This is a genomic window from Serratia sp. NA_13, assembly GCF_052691735.1.
Map to the genome: position 1 here is coordinate 304,568 of NZ_JBQZFV010000002.1, position 17,358 is coordinate 321,925.

Genomic DNA, 17,358 nt, shown 5'->3' on the forward strand with positions numbered 1-17,358 from the left:
CCTCCTTGTGTTAACCCACAACCAGGTTAAGCAATTTGCCCGGAACATAGATCACTTTACGAACCGTAACCCCGTCCAGATATTTAGCGACCAGATGTTCCTCAGCGGCGCACGCACGCACCTGTTCTTCGGTTGCATCAGCTGCCACAGTAATTTTAGCGCGAACCTTGCCGTTGACCTGTACTACCACCAGCTTGGAGTCTTCGACCATCGCCTGCTCGTCGGCTTGCGGCCAGGCTGCGGTGTCCACATCGCCTTCACCGCCCAACGCCTGCCACAGTGAGAAGCACACGTGCGGGGTGAACGGATACAGCATGCGAACCACTGCCAGCAGGGCTTCCTGCAGCAGAGCGCGATCCTGCTCGCTTTCCTGCGGAGCACGGGCCAGCTTGTTCATCAGCTCCATCACGGCGGCAATGGCGGTGTTGAAGGTCTGACGACGGCCGATATCATCGGTCACTTTGGCGATGGTTTTGTGCAGATCGCGACGCAGCGCTTTCTGGTCTTCCGTCAGCGTTGCTACGTTCAGCGGCTGTACGGCACCTTTTTCCAAGTGTTCGTAGGCCAGTTTCCAGACGCGTTTCAGGAAGCGGTTCGCCCCTTCCACGCCGGACTCTTGCCATTCCAGCGTCATTTCTGCCGGTGAGGCGAACATCATGAACAGACGCACGGTATCCGCACCGTATTTCTCAACCATTACCTGTGGGTCGATGCCGTTGTTCTTCGACTTCGACATTTTGCTCATGCCAGCATAGACCAGTTCACGACCTTGTGGATCGGTGGCTTTAATAATGCGGCCTTTGTCATCGCGCTCAACGGTGGCGTCGACCGGGGAAACCCAGACGCGTTCGCCGCTGTTACCGCTGTAGTAGAAGGCGTCTGCCAACACCATACCCTGACACAGCAGGCGTTTTGCCGGCTCGTCGGAATCGACCAGGCCCGCGTCGCGCAGCAGCTTGTGGAAGAAACGGAAGTACATCAGGTGCATGATGGCGTGTTCGATACCACCGACATACTGATCCACCGGCAGCCAGTAGTTGGCGGCAGCCGGATCCAGCATGCCCTGGTCGTACTGCGGGCAGGTGTAGCGCGCGTAGTACCAGGAAGACTCCATAAAGGTGTCGAAGGTGTCGGTTTCACGCAGCGCCGGCTGACCGTTAACGGTGGTTTTCGCCCACTCGGGATCGGCCTTGATCGGGCTGGTGATGCCGTCCATCACTACGTCTTCCGGCAGGATCACCGGCAGTTGGTCTTCCGGGGTCGGCATTACGGTGCCGTCTTCCAGGGTGACCATCGGGATTGGTGCGCCCCAGTAACGTTGACGGGAAACACCCCAGTCGCGCAGACGGTAGTTAACCTTGCGCTGGCCGACGCCTTTGGCGACCAGTTTGTCGGCAATGGCGTTGAAACCGTCCTGGTGGTCCAGACCGTCAAACTCGCCGGAGTTGAACAGCGTGCCTTTCTCGGTCATCGCTTCTGCCTGGACATCCGGTTGGCTGCCGCCCTGCGCCAGCACTACCGGTTTAATCGGCAAACCGTATTTGGTGGCGAACTCCCAGTCACGTTGGTCGTGAGCCGGAACGGCCATTACCGCGCCGGTGCCGTATTCCATCAGCACGAAGTTGGCGACCCAAACCGGCACTTGCTCGCCGGACAGCGGATGGATGGCGAACAGGCCAGTCGGCATGCCTTTCTTCTCCATCGTCGCCATTTCGGCTTCGGCCACTTTGGTGTTGCGGCATTCTTCGATAAATTCAGCCAACGCCGGGTTGTTCACCGCGCCAAGCTGGGCCAATGGATGGCCAGCCGCAACGGCAACGTAGGTCGCACCCATAAAGGTGTCTGGACGGGTGGTGTAAACGGTCAGTTTTTCGTCGTTGCCCGCCACGTCAAAGGTGATATCCACCCCTTCGGAACGGCCAATCCAGTTACGCTGCATGGTTTTCACCTGCTCTGGCCAGCTTTCCAGCGTATCGAGATCGTTAAGCAGTTGGTCGGCGTAGTCGGTGATTTTGATAAACCACTGTGGGATCTCTTTACGCTCAACCTTGGTGTCACAGCGCCAGCAGCAGCCGTCGATAACCTGTTCGTTGGCCAGCACGGTCAGATCGTGTGGGCACCAGTTGACCGCAGAGGTCTTTTTGTAGACCAGGCCTTTTTCGTACAGCTTGGTGAAGAACCACTGTTCCCAACGGTAGTAATCCGGATCGCAGGTGGCGATCTCGCGATCCCAGTCGTAGCCGAAGCCCAGCAGTTTTAGCTGGTTCTTCATGTATTCGATGTTGTCGTAGGTCCACGGGGCCGGCGCGGTGTTGTTTTTAACCGCGGCACCTTCCGCCGGCAGGCCGAACGCATCCCAGCCGATCGGCTGCAGTACGTTTTTGCCTAGCATGCGCTGATAGCGCGAGATCACGTCGCCGATAGTGTAGTTACGAACGTGCCCCATGTGCAGACGGCCTGATGGGTATGGCAGCATGGATAGGCAGTAATACTTTTCCTTGCTTGCGTCTTCGGTAACCTTGAAAGTCTGCTTCTCTTGCCAGTGAAGCTGTACGTTCGATTCTATGTCTTCTGGACGGTATTGCTCTTGCATGGCGGCTGGTGGTCCTGTAGGTGTAAAACAGCTCCCCCTTTATCTTTCAAGCCACAGCGTTGTTGGCTGCGTACACTCAACCCAGTCACTTACCTTTGTAAGCTCTTGGGTTTCACGTACTGGCCACCTAGCCGTGACTCGAAACCTATCGGGGGGATTTCTGTAGCATTCTGTTGAGTACTTATAGATCCGCATAGCATAGCTGATAAGACCTCTTGGCAACAACACCAAGCGCCCGACTCGGCGTATTTAAAAAATCTCCGCCATGATATGACTCACATCTTGAGGATCCCGTGCGTTGCCAAGTGACATCAGCAATTTACCGCTAAAATGATAAGAGCTACTTTGAAGAGGTAAGCCCTGTCACGTAAGTTCATCGAGGAGAGATTATGAACAAGGTTGCTCAGTACTACCGCGAATTGGTGGCATCTCTGACCGAACGCCTGAAAAATGGCGAACGTGATATTGATTCACTGGTGGCGAGCGCTGAAAAACGGCTGAACGAAGCGGGTGAGCTGACGCGCGATGAAGTGGAGCAGGTGACCCAGGCGGTACGGCGAGATCTGGAGGAGTTTGCGCGCAGTTACCAGGAAAGCCGGGAAGAATTTACCGACAGCGTTTTTATGCGGGTGATTAAAGAGAGCCTGTGGCAGGAGCTGGCGGACATTACCGACAAAACCCAGTTGGAATGGCGCGAAGTTTTCAAGGACGTCAGCCACCATGGCGTTTACCACAGCGGTGAGGTGGTCGGCTTGGGGAATTTGGTGTGCGAGCAGTGTCACCATCATTTGGCGTTTTACACGCCGGAAGTGTTGCCGCTATGCCCGAAATGCGGCCATGACCAGTTTCAGCGTCGGCCTTTCGAACCTTGAGGTTTCCCGCACCCTGGCCTTTTCCCGAGTGGAAAGGGCCGGGGCAGGGAGGTCGTCATTAACCGAACAGCTTTTTCATCAGGTTACTAAGGAAACCGCCGCCGGCAGGTGCCATGGCCAGTTCAGGCTGGCTTGCGAGGGCGGTGTATACTGTCGCAGGCACTTTCTGCGCAACCGCGATACGGCTGTCCTGCGTTGCTTTTTCTGCCGCTTCCGGCCCGTAAGCAAAACCTTCCGCCAACACGAACTCCACGTCAGTAATACCGATAAACCCTAAGAACAGCTTCAGGTAAGGCGTGATCAGGTCGGTTGGTGTATCAGCATGGATACCGCCGCGGCTGGAGATCACAATCGCTTTTTTACCGGTGACCAGGCCTTCGGAACCCTCGGAGGTATAACGGAAGGTTTGGCCGGCACGCGCGACCAGGTCGAAATAGATTTTCAACTGGGTCGGGATAGTGAAGTTGTACATCGGGGCGCTGATGATAATGGTGTCGTGCGATTTCAACTCGGCAATCAGCTCATCGGACAGCGCCAGCGTCTTTTGCTGATGTGGCGTTAAGGGTTTATCGCCGGCGCTAAAGCCGCCAAATACTTCACCATCGAGCTCCGGCAGGGTCGGGTTGGCCAGGTCGCGGAAGGTAAAGCTATCGCTTGGGTGTGCTTCACGCCACTGTTGAACAAAAAAATCGACTAATTTTCCAGACTGGGAGTAATCGCCCAGGATACTTGATTTCAGGACCAGTATACGACTCATGCGGGTATCTCCAGGCTTGCTCTAAGGTTTTCAGCGTTTGCTGTGCGTGTAAAGCATCTTAGAGGCAAGCCTGGACCAGTGATAGCGTAAAAATTCGCTGAGTTAAATCAAAAAAACTGAATGTTGGCTGTGTCCGAGCCTCGGCTGCTAATAACGCGCGATACGTTCGGCCAGCAGATTGATAAACCCCTCACGATCGATATCGGTCAGCACTTCCACGTTGGCCGCTTTGCCGTTTTGCCCGAAGATATCCACCACTGTCATCCCCTGGGTGTACTCTCCTTTGGTTTCTACACCGACCCAGCGTTCGATACTGCCAAACAGCTGTGGCGCCAGCAGCCAGGCGATGGTACAGGGGTCGTGCATCGCGGCACCGGGCAACCCGCGCGGGTGGCTGAGATACAGCGGCAGGTAGAAGTCGAGCATTTCAGCTACCGCTTGTGCGACCGGGTTTTCAATCTGGCGGATTCGTTCGATATCCTGCTGCAGCACCAGTGCCTGATGGGTGACGTTCAAACCTGCCATGGTTAGTGGCACGCCAGATTTGAGCACCATCTCGGCGGCTTCCGGGTCGACGAAAATATTAAACTCCGCCACCGGGGTGGTGTTACCGGCGTTCATACCGCCGCCCATAAAGACGATACGCTCGATGTTGCCTTTCAGCTCAGGGTGTTGAGCCAGCAGCAGGGCGATATTGGTCATCGGGCCGGTAACCACCAGAGTGATGGGGTCCGCGCTGCTGCGCAGCAGGCTGGCGAGCAGTTCGACGGCACTTTGTTTCATCGGCTTGAGGGTGGGCGTTGGCAGATGGGTATTGCCCATGCCGGTTTTGCCATGCACATAGTCGGCAATCACCAGCTCACGCATTAGTGGGCCCGCAGCACCGGCGGCAACCGGAATATCTTCGCGCTTCATCAGCGTCAGCAGTCCGAGCGCATTATGCAGGGTTTTCTCCGGCGTCTGGTTACCGGCAGAGGTCGTAATGGCTTTCACTTCAAGTTCCGGTGAACTCAGTGCCATGGCAAGGGCAATGGCGTCGTCGAGGCCGGGATCGCAATCGATGATAATAGGGCGGGGCATGTTCTTTCTCCTCTGTTTGTTATCCCGTGAGCATCGGACCAAAAAGGGGGAGAAACAAGCGCTTTTAGTGCCGGTAGAGAAGATGCGCCCCTGGCGGGGCGCATGGACTGAGTGTTTAGTGCAGGATCTTGGCCAGGAAATCCTTGGCGCGATCAGATTCCGGATTGTTGAAGAAATCGTCTTTGTTGCGGTCTTCGACAATTTTGCCTTCGTCCATAAAGATCACCCGGTTGGCGACCTTGCGGGCAAAGCCCATTTCGTGGGTAACCACCATCATGGTCATGCCTTCGTTTGCCAGTTCGACCATAACGTCGAGCACTTCGTTAATCATTTCCGGATCGAGCGCCGAGGTAGGTTCATCGAACAACATGGCGATAGGATCCATACACAGCGCACGAGCGATAGCTACACGCTGCTGTTGGCCACCGGAAAGCTGCCCGGGGAACTTGTTGGCATGAGCGGTCAGGCCGACGCGCTCCAGCAACTTCAGACCTTTCTCGCGGGAGGCGGCTTTATCGCGCTTGAGCACTTTTACCTGCGCCAGCGTCAGATTGTCGATGATCGACAGGTGCGGGAACAGCTCAAAGTGCTGGAACACCATGCCGACCTTGGAACGCAGCTGTGCCAGATTGGTTTTCTTGTTGTTGACCGGGGTACCGTTCACCAGGATATCGCCCTGCTGGATCGGCTCCAGGCCGTTGACGGTTTTGATCAGGGTAGATTTGCCCGAGCCTGAAGGACCGCAGACTACCACCACCTCACCTTTTTTGACTTCGGTGGTGCAATCGGTCAGAACCTGAAAGTGACCGTACCACTTAGAAACATTTTTCAGGGATATCATCAAACAGTCCTTTTCTTCAAATAGCTTACCAGCGCCGAGGCGGCGAGACTGATAACAAAGTAGACAAAGCCGGCGAACAGGATCATTTCAACCTGGGTGCCGTCGCGCTCGCCGATGGTTGAGGCGGTACGGAAGAAGTCAGCCAGGCTCAGTACGTAGACCAGAGAAGTATCCTGGAACAGTACGATGCCCTGAGTCAGCAGCAGTGGCACCATGGCGCGGAACGCCTGCGGCAAAATAACCAGTTTCATTGACTGCCAGTGGCTCATGCCCAACGCCAGCGCAGCGGAAGACTGACCGCGCGAGATGCTGATAATACCGGCGCGGATGATTTCCGAGTAATAGGCCGCTTCAAACAGGGAAAAGGCTACCATAGCCGAAATCAGGCGAATATCGGTTTTCGGCGACAGCCCCAGAACCTTTTGCAATAAGCTTGGAACCACCAGATAGAACCACAGCAGTACCATGACCAGCGGTACCGAACGGAACAGGTTGACGTACAGCGCGGCAAACCAGCTCACGGGCTTGAATGGCGACAGACGCATGACGGCCAGAATGGTGCCCCAGAGAATACCGAAGACGACAGCGGTCACGGTGATCTTCAGCGTGATCAACATGCCCTGCAGCAGATAAGGGAAGCTTGGGACAATCGATGCCCAGTCAAATTCGTACATTATTTACTCCCCAAATTGCCGGGCAACTGCACTTTTCGCTCTACCAGTCGCATAAACAGCATGATCACGGCGTTGATGGCGATGTAGGCCAGCGTAATCGCGGTAAAGGATTCATAGGCGTGCGCCGAGTAATCCAGCAGTTTGCCAGCCTGTGCAGCCATGTCGACCAGCCCGATGGTGGAAGCGATGGCGGAGTTTTTAACCAGGTTAAGCATTTCCGAGGTCATCGGCGGCACAATCACCCGGTAGGCGTTCGGCAACAGCACGTAGCGATAGGTTTGCGGCAGCGTCAGGCCCATCGCCAGTCCGGCGGATCTCTGCCCACGTGGCAGTGACTGAATGGCCGCACGTACCTGCTCACATACGCGAGCGGCGGTAAACAGCCCCAGGCACAGCATCGAGGAAACGAAGAACTGCACGTTAGGATCGAGTTCGGTTTTGAACCACATGCCGATATTGGCAGGCAGCAGTTCCGGGATCACCAGATACCAGGTAAAGAATTGCACGATCAGCGGCACGTTACGAAACAGTTCGACGTAACAGGTACCGAGGGTGGAAAGAAAGCGGTTGGGTACGGTACGCAAAATACCGAATAGCGAACCGACAAAGAAAGCGATAATCCATGCACAGACGGAGAGGGCTACCGTGACCTGAAAGCCGGACCAAATCCAGCCGAGGTAAGTGGTATTCCCAAACGGGGCCTGCTGCAGGAAGATACCCCAGTTCCAATCTATTGACATAACAAACTCCGTTAAGCGGGCGCAAAGCGCCTAAAGATTGATGACTATTCACGCCGAAAGTACCGCGGCCAGTCGGGCTGACTTATCTGTGCGGCATCGGTGGTGCGTTAAGGGGAAAATGCGGGAGGGGAACGGCCTCCCACATTCCTGTCTGTCCCAGCCATCAACAGAGCCAGGTTGTCCTGACTCTTGTTCTATTAGTTCAGTGCTTTGTCGTTAGGCTCTTTGAACAGCTGCTTCATGTCGTCTGACAGTTCGAAGTTCATGTTGAGGTTCTTTGGTGGGATGGGCTGTTTGAACCACTTATCAAACCATTTTGCCGCTTCACCTGAAGTCTGGGCCTGAGCGATGGTGTCATCGACCAGTTTTTTGAACTCAGGATCTTCTTTACGCAGCATACAACCGTAGGCTTCTTTCGACTGCGGCGTGCCGAGGATTTCCCATTGGTCCGGCTTCTTGGCTTTCGCACGTTCACCGGCCAGCAGGGCGTCATCCATCATAAAGGCCACTGCGCGGCCGCTTTCCAGGGTGCGGAATGAATCACCGTGGTCTTTGGCGCTGATGATGCGCATGTTCATTTTGCCGCTGTCATTGAGTTTATTGAGCAGCACTTCCGAAGTGGTGCCGGAGGTGACTACGACCGGTTTGCCGGCCAGATCTTTGAAATCTTTAACGTCAGAGCCTTTTTTCACCAGCAGGCGGGTACCGACCACGAAGATGGTGTCGGAGAAGGCCGCCTGTTTCTGGCGTTCAAGGTTGTTGGTGGTCGAGCCGCACTCGAAGTCAAAGGTGCCGTTTTGCAGCAGTGGAATACGGTTCTGTGAGGTGATCGGCAGCATTTTGACCTGCAGATCCGGAGCGTTCAGTTTTTTCTTAACTGCTTCAACGATTTGGTTGGAGTAATCCTGGGAGTAACCCACCACTTTCTGCTGGTTGTCGTAGTAGGAGAACGGCACTGACGATTCGCGGTGGCCGACAACGATCACGCCGTTGTCTTTGATTTTCTTCAGCGTACCGGTCAGTTCTTCCGCATGGGCTACGTTAGCCGCCGTACCGATCAGCAGTAACGATAACGCCAATTTACGCATTTGCATGGTCCAACTCCTTTGCTGTTGTGGTGGCTCAAATTCAAAGAGCATCAGATTCTAAATGGAGATTTATTGCTCAAGTATAAAGATAGTCCTAGAACAGATAACCGTTAGAAAATAGCCGATTGTAAACAGATTGAAACTAAAATGTTTCTTTTTTGAGACGCCACGCGCACCAAATTATTGCAACAAAACTCCAGCGCACCCTTATGGTGCCAGTGATGCTCTCGAGTTGTGCACAAATACGACGGAACGTCAGCAAAAGTAAATCGGCTCTAAATCACGGAGTAAGTAAAGCAAGGAGTGTGCCAGAAGCGTTGATTTGGCAATGATTTTTGACAGAAGGGGAAAAACAACGGGGCGCGCCGATGGCAGCGCCCCGGGGAATTATTTGCGACGCAGGCCTAGGAGCAGCGCCAGACCACCGAACAGCAAGGTGATTATCCACAATGGCGTGGCGCCAAAGCGGGCATAAGGCGTAATGCCGGTGGTTGGTGTGACTTTCACCTCAAGTACCTTGCGGGTGAACTGAGGGATCTCTGCGATTACCTCACCGTTGGCGTCTACCGCGGCGGTGACGCCGTTATTGGTGCTGCGCAACAGGGGCCTGCCCAACTCGAGTGCACGCATGCGCGCCATCTGGAAGTGCTGCCACGGTCCGATGGAATGACCGAACCAGGCATCGTTGGAGATGGTCAGCAGGAAGTTGGTGTCCGGGCGGAAGTTATCGCGCACCTGCTGGCCGAGGACAATTTCATAACAGATCGCCGCCGTCAGGTTATAGCCTTTCACGCTGAGCTGTGGTTGGACGTAATCGCCACGGCTGAAAGAGGACATCGGCAGATCGAAGAAGGGTGCCAGTGGGCGCAGCAGGGTCTCAAGCGGCACAAACTCGCCGAACGGCACCAGATGGTGCTTGTTGTAGCGGTCTTTGGCCGGATAAACGTACGGCGTCTCTTCACCCAACACGATGGCGCTGTTGAAGATTTGCTGGCCCTGCGGGGTGGCACGGACGTCAACAATGCCGGTGATCAGGCTGCTATTTTTGGCGCGCATCAGGTCGTCCATCATGGTCAGGAAGCCGTTCTGGTTGGCTTCATAATCCGGGATGGCGGACTCCGGCCAAATGATGATCGGCGCTTTGCCCATATAAGGACGGGTTTCATCCAGATAGGTTTGCAGCGTACTGACCAGCGCTTTCGGATCCCACTTCATCGACTGAGCGATATTACCCTGCACCATAGCGACGTTGACCGCCTTGTCCGGCTGCGGGGTATACCAGTGCAGTTGGCGCAGTGGCCACGGCAGCAGTAGCAGCGCAATTGCCACCACCGCTGGCGTGATGCGGCGTTGATTGATGGCATACACCAGCAGCCCGGCCATCGCCATCAGCATAAAGGTGATGGTATCCACCCCCAGCAGCGGCGCCACGCCTTTCAGTGGACCATTGAGCTGGCTGTAGCCGAATTGCAGCCAGGGGAAACCGGTCAGCACCCAACCGCGCAGAAACTCAGTGACTTGCCATAGCACCGGCGCGGCAATCGCCAGGCGATACCAACTGGTGGTCGGCCAAAGGCGTGCCAGCAAGCCGGAGAACAGCCCGGTATATAGCGATAGATAAGCCGCCAGCAGCACGACCAGGAAGATATTGACGGAGAACGGCATGCCACCGAAGTCGGCGATACTGACGTAAACCCAGTTGATGCCGGTACCAAACAGGCCAAAGCCCCAGCAGAAGCCGAGCAGGGCAGATTGTTTGGTGGTACGGTTCAAGGTAACGGCCAGTAGGCCAAACAGGGAGACAATGGCCGCTGGCCAGATGTCGTAAGGGGAAAATGCCAGCGTGCCGCTGGCACCCGTCAACAACGCCAGCAGGGCGCGAACCCACTGGCGATCAAGATAAGAGGCTTTAGCCATGTTCGATTTATTCTTCCAGTTTCGGTTGCGGAGAATCGTCCGGAATTTTTACATGAACCTGGATGATACGTCGACTGTCGGCCATCGCAACTTTAAATAGGTAACCTTCGATTTCAATGGTTTCTCCACGTGCAGGCAGGTGGCCGAAGGCTTGCATGACCAGGCCACCGATGGTGTCGACCTCGTCGTCGCTGAAGTGGGTGCCGAAGGCTTCGTTGAAGTCTTCAATCGGCGCCAGTGCGCGCACGGTATACATATGACGGCTGAGCTGGCGGATGTCCAGGTCGTCCTCGTCGTCATACTCATCTTCAATTTCGCCGACAATCAGTTCCAGAATGTCTTCGATAGTCACCAGGCCAGACACGCCGCCGAATTCGTCAATGACAATCGCCATGTGATAACGCTGGGAGCGGAACTCCTTCAGCATCCGGTCGACCCGCTTGCTTTCCGGCACCACCACTGCGGTGCGCAGCACCTTGTCGATGCTGAATTCCTCGGACTCTGCGCGCATAAACGGCAGCAGATCCTTGGCCATCAGAATGCCTTCGATGTGATCTTTATCTTCGCTGATCACCGGGAAGCGCGAGTGGGCGGATTCGATAATCACGTCCAGGCACTCTTCCAGCGTTTGGTTACGCTTGAGCGTCACCATCTGGGAGCGCGGGATCATGATGTCGCGCACACGCTGTTCGGCGATATCCATCACGCCTTCCAGCATGTCTCGGGTATCGGGATCGATCAGGTCGTTTTGCTCGGAATCACGGATCAGCTCTACCAGATCGCCACGGTTTTTAGGTTCGCCGTGGAACAGCTGGTTAAGGATAAGAGTAAAGAACCCCTTCTTGGGACTGGGGCTGTCATTGCTTTGTGAATGGTCGTCGCTCATGGCGTTTTAGTTAATATCACTCATGTCAGAGTTAGGGGAGTCAGCGACAGCCCCATACAGGGGCTGTGGGGAAATCAGCTGACGTCAGAGGGGGTCTTTTTCCGCCAGGTACGGGTCCGGGTAACCCAGTCCGTGCATGATTTCGGTTTCCAAAGACTCCATTTCTTCGGCTTCATCGTCTTCGATGTGGTCATACCCTAGCAGATGAAGGCTGCCATGGACAACCATATGCGCCCAGTGGGCCTCCAGCACCTTGTCTTGCTCAACCGCTTCCCGTTCAACCACCTGACGGCAGATGATCAGATCGCCCAGCAGCGGCAGCTCGATACCCGGGGGAGCTTCGAACGGGAATGACAACACGTTGGTCGGTTTGTCCATGCCACGATAGGTCAGGTTCAGTTCATTGCTTTCGGCTTCATCCACCAGGCGAATGGTGACCTCGGAATCGATCTGAAACTGCGGCAGCACGCCTTCCAGCCAGCGCTGGAAGGTGGCTTCGTCCGGCAGGCCACTGTTGTCTGCACAGGCCAGTTGCAGATCCAAAATCACCTGACTCATGGTGTCTCCTGCTCGGAGGCGAGGGTCGCCTCGCGTTTACGTTGTTCGGCAATAGCGTCTTTGCGCTTTTGTTCGGCGGCTTCCCAGGCTTCATAGGCGATGACCACACGGGCTACCACCGGATGGCGCACCACGTCTTCACTATGGAAGAAGTTGAAGCTCAGTTCTTCGACGTCCGACAGTACTTCCACGGCATGGCGCAGGCCGGATTTTTGGTTGCGCGGCAGGTCTATCTGCGTCACGTCACCGGTAATCACTGCCTTTGAATTGAAGCCGATGCGCGTCAGGAACATCTTCATCTGTTCGATGGTGGTGTTCTGGCTCTCATCAAGAATGATAAACGCATCGTTCAAGGTGCGGCCGCGCATGTAGGCCAGTGGCGCCACTTCTATCACGTTACGTTCAATCAGTTTCTCCACGCGCTCAAAGCCCAGCATTTCGAACAGGGCGTCGTACAGTGGACGCAGGTAAGGATCGACCTTTTGGCTCAGATCCCCCGGCAGGAAGCCCAGTTTCTCACCTGCCTCGACCGCAGGGCGGGTCAGCATAATGCGACGAATTTCCTGGCGTTCCAGCGCGTCTACCGCAGCGGCAACCGCCAGATAGGTTTTACCGGTACCGGCCGGGCCAATACCGAAGGTAATGTCATGGTCGAGAATATTGGCGATGTACTGTGCCTGGTTCGGCGTGCGGGGTTTCACCATGCCGCGTTTGGTTTTGATGGTGACTGCTTTGCCGTAATCCGGCACGCTGTCGGCAACCTGTTCCAACACCCGGCTTTCTTTGATCGCCAGATGGATCTGTTCCGGATCGATATCCGGGATCACGCCGCGGATCGGCGAGGTGTCCACATACAGGTGGCGCAGGATATCGGCGGCGGCAACCACGCACAGGTTTTTGCCAACCAGCTTGAAACGGTTGTCACGGCGGTTGATTTCAATGCCCAACCGGCGTTCGAGTTGTTTGATATTGTCATCAAACGGGCCGCACAGGCTGAGCAATCGCTGATTGTCTGCCGGCTCTAACAAAATTTCTTGTGTTGCGACGTTCAAACTATTCCTCAAGGCTCATATCGGGCCTGGTTGATTTTCGGTACGCGCATTCAGGGCAAACCCTGAGGTTCTCTACCCTGAATTATTCATGGTGCGGCGCATGGGCGCAAGTTTACCCATGATCTATCTGTGCGTCGGCGCTGAATTTCAAGGGCAGGCGGAGGAAAAACGCGGCCAAAACAACCGCGTAATGACTTGAGAATGGACGTTGGGATCAGTTCTTTTTCACGAACTCGGACTTCAGTTTCATTTGGCCAAAGCCATCAATTTTGCAGTCGATGTTGTGGTCGCCTTCCACCAGGCGAATGTTCTTCACCTTGGTGCCAATTTTCAGCATCGAAGAGCTGCCTTTGACCTTCAGATCTTTTACCACGGTTACTGCGTCGCCGTCGGCCAGCAGGTTGCCGTTGGCATCTTTGACAATCAATGCATCGCTGTCTTCCGCCGGGGCGCTGTCGCTCCACTCATGGGCGCACTCAGGGCAGATAAACAGGCTATTGTCCTGATAAGTGTATTCGGAATTGCACTTCGGGCAGTGTGGGAGTTGCATGCTATGTCGCCTCTTCAATAATCAAAAAATAAAAAAAAGAAAATTGCCGGGCGCGTGGCCCGACAGAGAAATAATAAGGATAACCGTTATCGTGGCGGCAGGAAGCGCGGCCGCCACGTTTAGCGCCAGGCGGAAACAGCGTCAGGGCTGGTAAATGCCGACACCCAGCGCATTCTCTTTGCGGGTACGGGCGATCACCGACTGCGGGGATTCATGTACGCGCAGTTCCATCTGCTGTTCGGTACGCACCACTGCGCCACGCAGTGAGTTGGCCAGGACTTCGGTGATTTCCACATCCACGAACTGGCCAATCATATCCGGCGTGCCTTCAAAATTTACCATGCGGTTACAGGCGGTACGGCCCGCCAGCTCCATCACGCTTTTACGTGAGGTGCCTTCCACCAGAATGCGCTGTACGGTGCCGAGCATCCGGCGGCTGAATTGCAGCACCTGCTGGTTGATGCGATCCTGCAGGATATACAGGCGCTGTTTCTTTTCGTCTTCGCTGACGTCGTCCACCATATCAGCCGCCGGGGTACCTGGGCGTGACGAGTAGATAAAGCTGAAGCTGGTGTCGAAGTTAATCTCGGCAATCAGGTTCATGGTCTGTTCGAAGTCGGCCTGGGTTTCCCCTGGGAAGCCGATAATAAAATCGGAGCTGAGCTGGATGTCCGGCCGCGCCTTGCGCAGTTTGCGAATGATCGCTTTGTATTCCAGTGCGGTGTGCGCGCGCTTCATCATGGTCAGTATGCGGTCGGATCCGCTCTGTACCGGCAGATGCAGGAAGCTGACCAGCTCCGGCGTGTCTTCGTATACCGCAATAATATCGTCGGTGAATTCAATCGGATGGCTGGTGGTGAAACGGATGCGGTCGATGCCGTCGATGGCCGCTACCAGGCGCAGCAGTTCGGCAAAGGAGCAGATGCCGCCGTCGTAAGTGGCCCCGCGGTAGGCATTGACGTTCTGGCCGAGCAGGTTGACTTCACGCACGCCTTGCGCCGCCAGTTGGGCGACTTCAAATAACACGTCGTCGCTTGGACGGCTGACTTCTTCTCCGCGGGTATAAGGCACCACGCAGAAGGTACAGTATTTGTTGCAGCCTTCCATGATGGAAACAAAGGCGGTTGGGCCTTCGGCACGGGGTTCCGGCAGACGGTCGAACTTTTCGATCTCCGGGAAGCTGATATCGACGATTGGGCTGCGGGTGCCCTGTACGTGATTGAGCATTTCCGGCAGGCGGTGCAGGGTTTGCGGCCCAAATACTACGTCGACGCAGGGCGCACGGCTGCGGATGTGTTCACCTTCCTGCGAGGCCACGCAGCCCCCCACGCCGATGATCAGCGCCGGGTTCTTTTCTTTCAGCAGCTTCCAGCGGCCCAACATGGCGAAAACTTTTTCCTGCGCTTTCTCGCGGATCGAGCAGGTATTGAGCAGCAGCACGTCCGCTTCTTCAGCGTTGTCGGTCCATTGATAACCGTGCGTGCTTCCCAGTAAGTCCGCCATTTTTGATGAATCATATTCATTCATCTGACAGCCCCAGGTTTTAATATGTAGTTTTTTGGTCATGACTTGCCATTACTCAGTGCGGAGCGAAAGTTGCGATACGCGACATGCAGGGCGCTATTGTAAACATTTGACGCCGTTGTGACCAGCACGGGGGAAAAGGGTATACGACCTGAAGCCAAATTAAAAATCCGTTACACTGATGCCAAACGCCATACCGGTGGGGATGGCGATAATTAACCAAGAAAATATAGCCAATATGAACACTTCTCAAAAACGGTATGACGCGGTGGTGGTAGGTGGCGGCATGGTTGGCGCGGCCGCCGCGCTGGGGCTGGCGCAGGCCGGTTGGTCGGTGGCATTGCTGGAGCATCAGGCGCCGCAAGCGTTCGATGCGCAAAGCCCGCCGGACTTGCGTATTTCCGCGATTGGCTGCACCTCGGTAGGGTTGCTCAAACAGCTCGGCGCCTGGCCGGTGGTGCAAGCGATGCGCACCGTACCGTACCGCCGGTTGGAAACCTGGGAGTGGGCGTCGGCGCGGGTGGCGTTTGACGCCGCTTCACTGGGCCTGCCGGAGCTGGGCTTTATGGTGGAAAACCGCATTTTGCAACTGGCGCTGTGGCAGCAACTCGAGCAGTGCGAAAATCTGACGCTCTATTGCCCCGCCAGGCTGCGTTCGCTGCAACGGGGCGATGACTATTGGCAATTGACACTGGACTCTTCTGAGACGCTACAGGCGCGTTTGGTGGTAGGTGCAGATGGTGCCAACTCACAGGTGCGTAATCTGGCGACCATCGGCACCAGCGGCTGGCAGTACCGTCAGTCCTGCATGCTGATCACCGTCGAGACCGGTGCGCCGCAGCAGGATGTAACCTGGCAGCAGTTTTTCCCTTCCGGCCCACGCGCTTTTCTGCCGCTGTATGATCAATGGGCTTCACTGGTGTGGTACGACAGTCCGCAGCGTATCCGTCAGTTGCAGGCGATGCCGCCAGCGCAGCTTGAGCGCGAAATCGCTGAGGCGTTTCCCGCACGTTTGGGGGCGGTGAAAGTGCATGCCGCCGGATCTTTCCCGCTGGCGCGTCGCCACGCACAGCGCTATGTGTTACCGGGGCTGGCGTTGCTCGGTGATGCGGCGCACACCATTAATCCGTTAGCCGGACAGGGCGTGAACCTGGGGTATCGCGATGTAGACGCCTTACTGGCGGTTTTGAGTGAGGCGCGGGAACAGGGCGAGGACTGGAGCAGTGAAGCGGTGCTGATGCGCTATCAGCGCCGTCGCCGTACCGATAATCTGCTGATGCAAAGCGGCATGGATCTGTTTTACACCGCTTTTAGCAATAATTTGGCACCCTTAAGTGTGGCACGTAATCTTGCGTTGATGGCGGCCCAGCGAGCGGGCAAGCTAAAGGAAAATGCGTTGAAGTACGCGCTGGGATTGTAATGGCCCCATGTTAGTAGGGGCGCTTCATGCTGCGCCCTGATAAACAGCCTTCTTTTCGCCCAAACGCCAGACAGCAAAAAGCCCGCCGAAGCGAGCTTTTCTAAATATGGCTGGGGTGCCAGGATTCGAACCTGGGTATGCTGGTATCAGAAACCAGAGCCTTACCGCTTGGCGACACCCCAATGGTGTAACAGTAAAATATGGTGGCTACGACGGGATTTGAACCTGTGACCCCATCATTATGAGTGATGTGCTCTAACCAGCTGAGCTACGTAGCCATTTATTGATATTTTACTTTAAAAGTCAATGATGTTGATGGCTGGGGTACCTGGATTCGAACCAGGGAATGCTGGTATCAAAAACCAGTGCCTTACCGCTTGGCGATACCCCATCAACAAATTTTCAACTTCTTCTTACTGCATCAAACCATTTAAAAAATGGCTGGGGTACCTGGATTCGAACCAGGGAATGCTGGTATCAAAAACCAGTGCCTTACCGCTTGGCGATACCCCATCTGATGCCTTGCAACCCGATGATAAGAAATGGTGCGGGAGGCGAGACTTGAACTCGCACACCTTGCGGCGCTAGAACCTAAATCTAGTGCGTCTACCAATTTCGCCACTCCCGCAAAAAAAAGATGGTGGCTACGACGGGATTTGAACCTGTGACCCCATCATTATGAGTGATGTGCTCTAACCAGCTGAGCTACGTAGCCATCTTTTTTCGCGCAACCTTCATCGGCGTTGCGGGGCGCATTATGCGTATATGGCCGTTTTGCGTCAACAAGTTTTTTCCCGAAAAAGCGA

15 protein-coding genes and 6 tRNA genes are annotated in these 17,358 nt (G+C 55.3%); 2 read left to right on the forward strand and 19 right to left on the reverse strand.

What is annotated here, in order from left to right:
* Positions 1-10: 10 nt before the first annotated feature.
* On the reverse strand, positions 11-2,593 hold the full coding sequence (gene leuS, locus ACUTSU_RS04995) for a leucine--tRNA ligase (RefSeq protein ID WP_445649793.1): 2,583 nt from the start codon (positions 2,591-2,593) through the stop codon (positions 11-13).
* 389 nt (positions 2,594-2,982) lie between these two features.
* On the opposite strand from leuS, the gene ACUTSU_RS05000 reads away from it, so the two are divergent.
* Positions 2,983-3,465: a zinc ribbon-containing protein gene (locus tag ACUTSU_RS05000; protein WP_445653831.1), complete on the forward strand. Its 483-nt coding sequence runs from the start codon at positions 2,983-2,985 to the stop codon at positions 3,463-3,465.
* A 58-nt stretch (positions 3,466-3,523) separates the two neighbouring features.
* Here ACUTSU_RS05000 and ACUTSU_RS05005 read toward each other — a convergent pair whose 3' ends face one another.
* From ACUTSU_RS05005 to miaB, 12 genes are all read right to left on the reverse strand, one after another.
* Complete coding sequence (locus ACUTSU_RS05005; RefSeq protein WP_445649795.1) at positions 3,524-4,222, reverse strand: FMN-dependent NADH-azoreductase; 699 nt, start codon at positions 4,220-4,222, stop codon at positions 3,524-3,526.
* 147 nt (positions 4,223-4,369) lie between these two features.
* On the reverse strand, positions 4,370-5,302 hold the full coding sequence (gene rihA / locus ACUTSU_RS05010) for a pyrimidine-specific ribonucleoside hydrolase RihA (RefSeq protein WP_445649796.1): 933 nt from the start codon (positions 5,300-5,302) through the stop codon (positions 4,370-4,372).
* 115 nt (positions 5,303-5,417) lie between these two features.
* Complete coding sequence (locus ACUTSU_RS05015; RefSeq protein WP_445653832.1) at positions 5,418-6,143, reverse strand: amino acid ABC transporter ATP-binding protein; 726 nt, start codon at positions 6,141-6,143, stop codon at positions 5,418-5,420.
* Positions 6,143-6,817 (reverse strand): glutamate/aspartate ABC transporter permease GltK, encoded by a 675-nt coding sequence (gltK, locus tag ACUTSU_RS05020; RefSeq protein WP_445649798.1) that lies wholly within the window; start codon positions 6,815-6,817, stop codon positions 6,143-6,145. Before gltK ends, ACUTSU_RS05015 begins: the two co-directional genes overlap by 1 nt.
* Positions 6,817-7,557, reverse strand: coding sequence for an amino acid ABC transporter permease (locus tag ACUTSU_RS05025; RefSeq protein WP_445649799.1), 741 nt, complete (start codon positions 7,555-7,557; stop codon positions 6,817-6,819). Before ACUTSU_RS05025 ends, gltK begins: the two co-directional genes overlap by 1 nt.
* A 197-nt stretch (positions 7,558-7,754) precedes the next feature.
* Positions 7,755-8,651: an amino acid ABC transporter substrate-binding protein gene (locus ACUTSU_RS05030; RefSeq protein ID WP_017891918.1), complete on the reverse strand. Its 897-nt coding sequence runs from the start codon at positions 8,649-8,651 to the stop codon at positions 7,755-7,757.
* Positions 8,652-9,032: 381 nt separating this feature from the next.
* Positions 9,033-10,562 (reverse strand): apolipoprotein N-acyltransferase, encoded by a 1,530-nt coding sequence (lnt, locus tag ACUTSU_RS05035; protein ID WP_445653833.1) that lies wholly within the window; start codon positions 10,560-10,562, stop codon positions 9,033-9,035.
* Between the two features lie 7 nt (positions 10,563-10,569).
* Positions 10,570-11,448, reverse strand: coding sequence for a CNNM family magnesium/cobalt transport protein CorC (corC, locus tag ACUTSU_RS05040; protein WP_012005653.1), 879 nt, complete (start codon positions 11,446-11,448; stop codon positions 10,570-10,572).
* Between the two features lie 84 nt (positions 11,449-11,532).
* Complete coding sequence (ybeY, locus tag ACUTSU_RS05045; protein ID WP_445649801.1) at positions 11,533-12,006, reverse strand: rRNA maturation RNase YbeY; 474 nt, start codon at positions 12,004-12,006, stop codon at positions 11,533-11,535.
* Entirely contained in the window at positions 12,003-13,058 is a 1,056-nt protein-coding gene (locus tag ACUTSU_RS05050; RefSeq protein WP_012005655.1) for a PhoH family protein, read from the reverse strand. Before ACUTSU_RS05050 ends, ybeY begins: the two co-directional genes overlap by 4 nt.
* A gap of 214 nt (positions 13,059-13,272) precedes the next feature.
* Positions 13,273-13,608, reverse strand: a complete 336-nt coding sequence (locus tag ACUTSU_RS05055) for a zinc ribbon domain-containing protein YjdM (RefSeq protein WP_261095554.1) — start codon at positions 13,606-13,608, stop codon at positions 13,273-13,275.
* A 141-nt stretch (positions 13,609-13,749) separates the two neighbouring features.
* On the reverse strand, positions 13,750-15,174 hold the full coding sequence (gene miaB / locus ACUTSU_RS05060; RefSeq protein WP_445653834.1) for a tRNA (N6-isopentenyl adenosine(37)-C2)-methylthiotransferase MiaB: 1,425 nt from the start codon (positions 15,172-15,174) through the stop codon (positions 13,750-13,752).
* Between the two features lie 196 nt (positions 15,175-15,370).
* On the opposite strand from miaB, the gene ubiF reads away from it, so the two are divergent.
* Positions 15,371-16,552, forward strand: coding sequence for a 3-demethoxyubiquinol 3-hydroxylase (gene ubiF / locus ACUTSU_RS05065; protein ID WP_445653835.1), 1,182 nt, complete (start codon positions 15,371-15,373; stop codon positions 16,550-16,552).
* Positions 16,553-16,659: 107 nt separating this feature from the next.
* Here the strand turns inward: ubiF and ACUTSU_RS05070 are convergent.
* The 6 genes from ACUTSU_RS05070 to ACUTSU_RS05095 form a co-directional block, all read right to left on the reverse strand.
* Positions 16,660-16,734, reverse strand: a tRNA-Gln gene (locus ACUTSU_RS05070).
* Positions 16,735-16,753: 19 nt separating this feature from the next.
* Positions 16,754-16,830 (reverse strand) — tRNA-Met (locus ACUTSU_RS05075).
* A gap of 38 nt (positions 16,831-16,868) precedes the next feature.
* A tRNA-Gln gene (locus tag ACUTSU_RS05080) sits at positions 16,869-16,943 on the reverse strand.
* A gap of 47 nt (positions 16,944-16,990) precedes the next feature.
* Positions 16,991-17,065 (reverse strand) — tRNA-Gln (locus ACUTSU_RS05085).
* 30 nt (positions 17,066-17,095) lie between these two features.
* Positions 17,096-17,180 (reverse strand) — tRNA-Leu (locus tag ACUTSU_RS05090).
* A 10-nt stretch (positions 17,181-17,190) separates the two neighbouring features.
* Positions 17,191-17,267: transfer RNA gene (locus ACUTSU_RS05095), tRNA-Met, on the reverse strand.
* Between the last annotated feature and the right edge of the window lie 91 nt (positions 17,268-17,358).

Bases quoted from the DNA above. Each gene is read 5' to 3' on its own strand.
- leuS (WP_445649793.1), bottom strand. From the start codon at position 2,593: ATGCAAGAGCAATACCGTCCAGAAGACATAGAATCGAACGTACAGCTT.
- ACUTSU_RS05000 (WP_445653831.1), top strand. From the start codon at position 2,983: ATGAACAAGGTTGCTCAGTACTACCGCGAATTGGTGGCATCTCTGACC.
- ACUTSU_RS05005 (WP_445649795.1), bottom strand. From the start codon at position 4,222: ATGAGTCGTATACTGGTCCTGAAATCAAGTATCCTGGGCGATTACTCC.
- rihA (WP_445649796.1), bottom strand. From the start codon at position 5,302: ATGCCCCGCCCTATTATCATCGATTGCGATCCCGGCCTCGACGACGCC.
- ACUTSU_RS05015 (WP_445653832.1), bottom strand. From the start codon at position 6,143: ATGATATCCCTGAAAAATGTTTCTAAGTGGTACGGTCACTTTCAGGTT.
- gltK (WP_445649798.1), bottom strand. From the start codon at position 6,817: ATGTACGAATTTGACTGGGCATCGATTGTCCCAAGCTTCCCTTATCTG.
- ACUTSU_RS05025 (WP_445649799.1), bottom strand. From the start codon at position 7,557: ATGTCAATAGATTGGAACTGGGGTATCTTCCTGCAGCAGGCCCCGTTT.
- ACUTSU_RS05030 (WP_017891918.1), bottom strand. From the start codon at position 8,651: ATGCAAATGCGTAAATTGGCGTTATCGTTACTGCTGATCGGTACGGCG.
- lnt (WP_445653833.1), bottom strand. From the start codon at position 10,562: ATGGCTAAAGCCTCTTATCTTGATCGCCAGTGGGTTCGCGCCCTGCTG.
- corC (WP_012005653.1), bottom strand. From the start codon at position 11,448: ATGAGCGACGACCATTCACAAAGCAATGACAGCCCCAGTCCCAAGAAG.
- ybeY (WP_445649801.1), bottom strand. From the start codon at position 12,006: ATGAGTCAGGTGATTTTGGATCTGCAACTGGCCTGTGCAGACAACAGT.
- ACUTSU_RS05055 (WP_261095554.1), bottom strand. From the start codon at position 13,608: ATGCAACTCCCACACTGCCCGAAGTGCAATTCCGAATACACTTATCAG.
- miaB (WP_445653834.1), bottom strand. From the start codon at position 15,174: ATGACCAAAAAACTACATATTAAAACCTGGGGCTGTCAGATGAATGAA.
- ubiF (WP_445653835.1), top strand. From the start codon at position 15,371: ATGAACACTTCTCAAAAACGGTATGACGCGGTGGTGGTAGGTGGCGGC.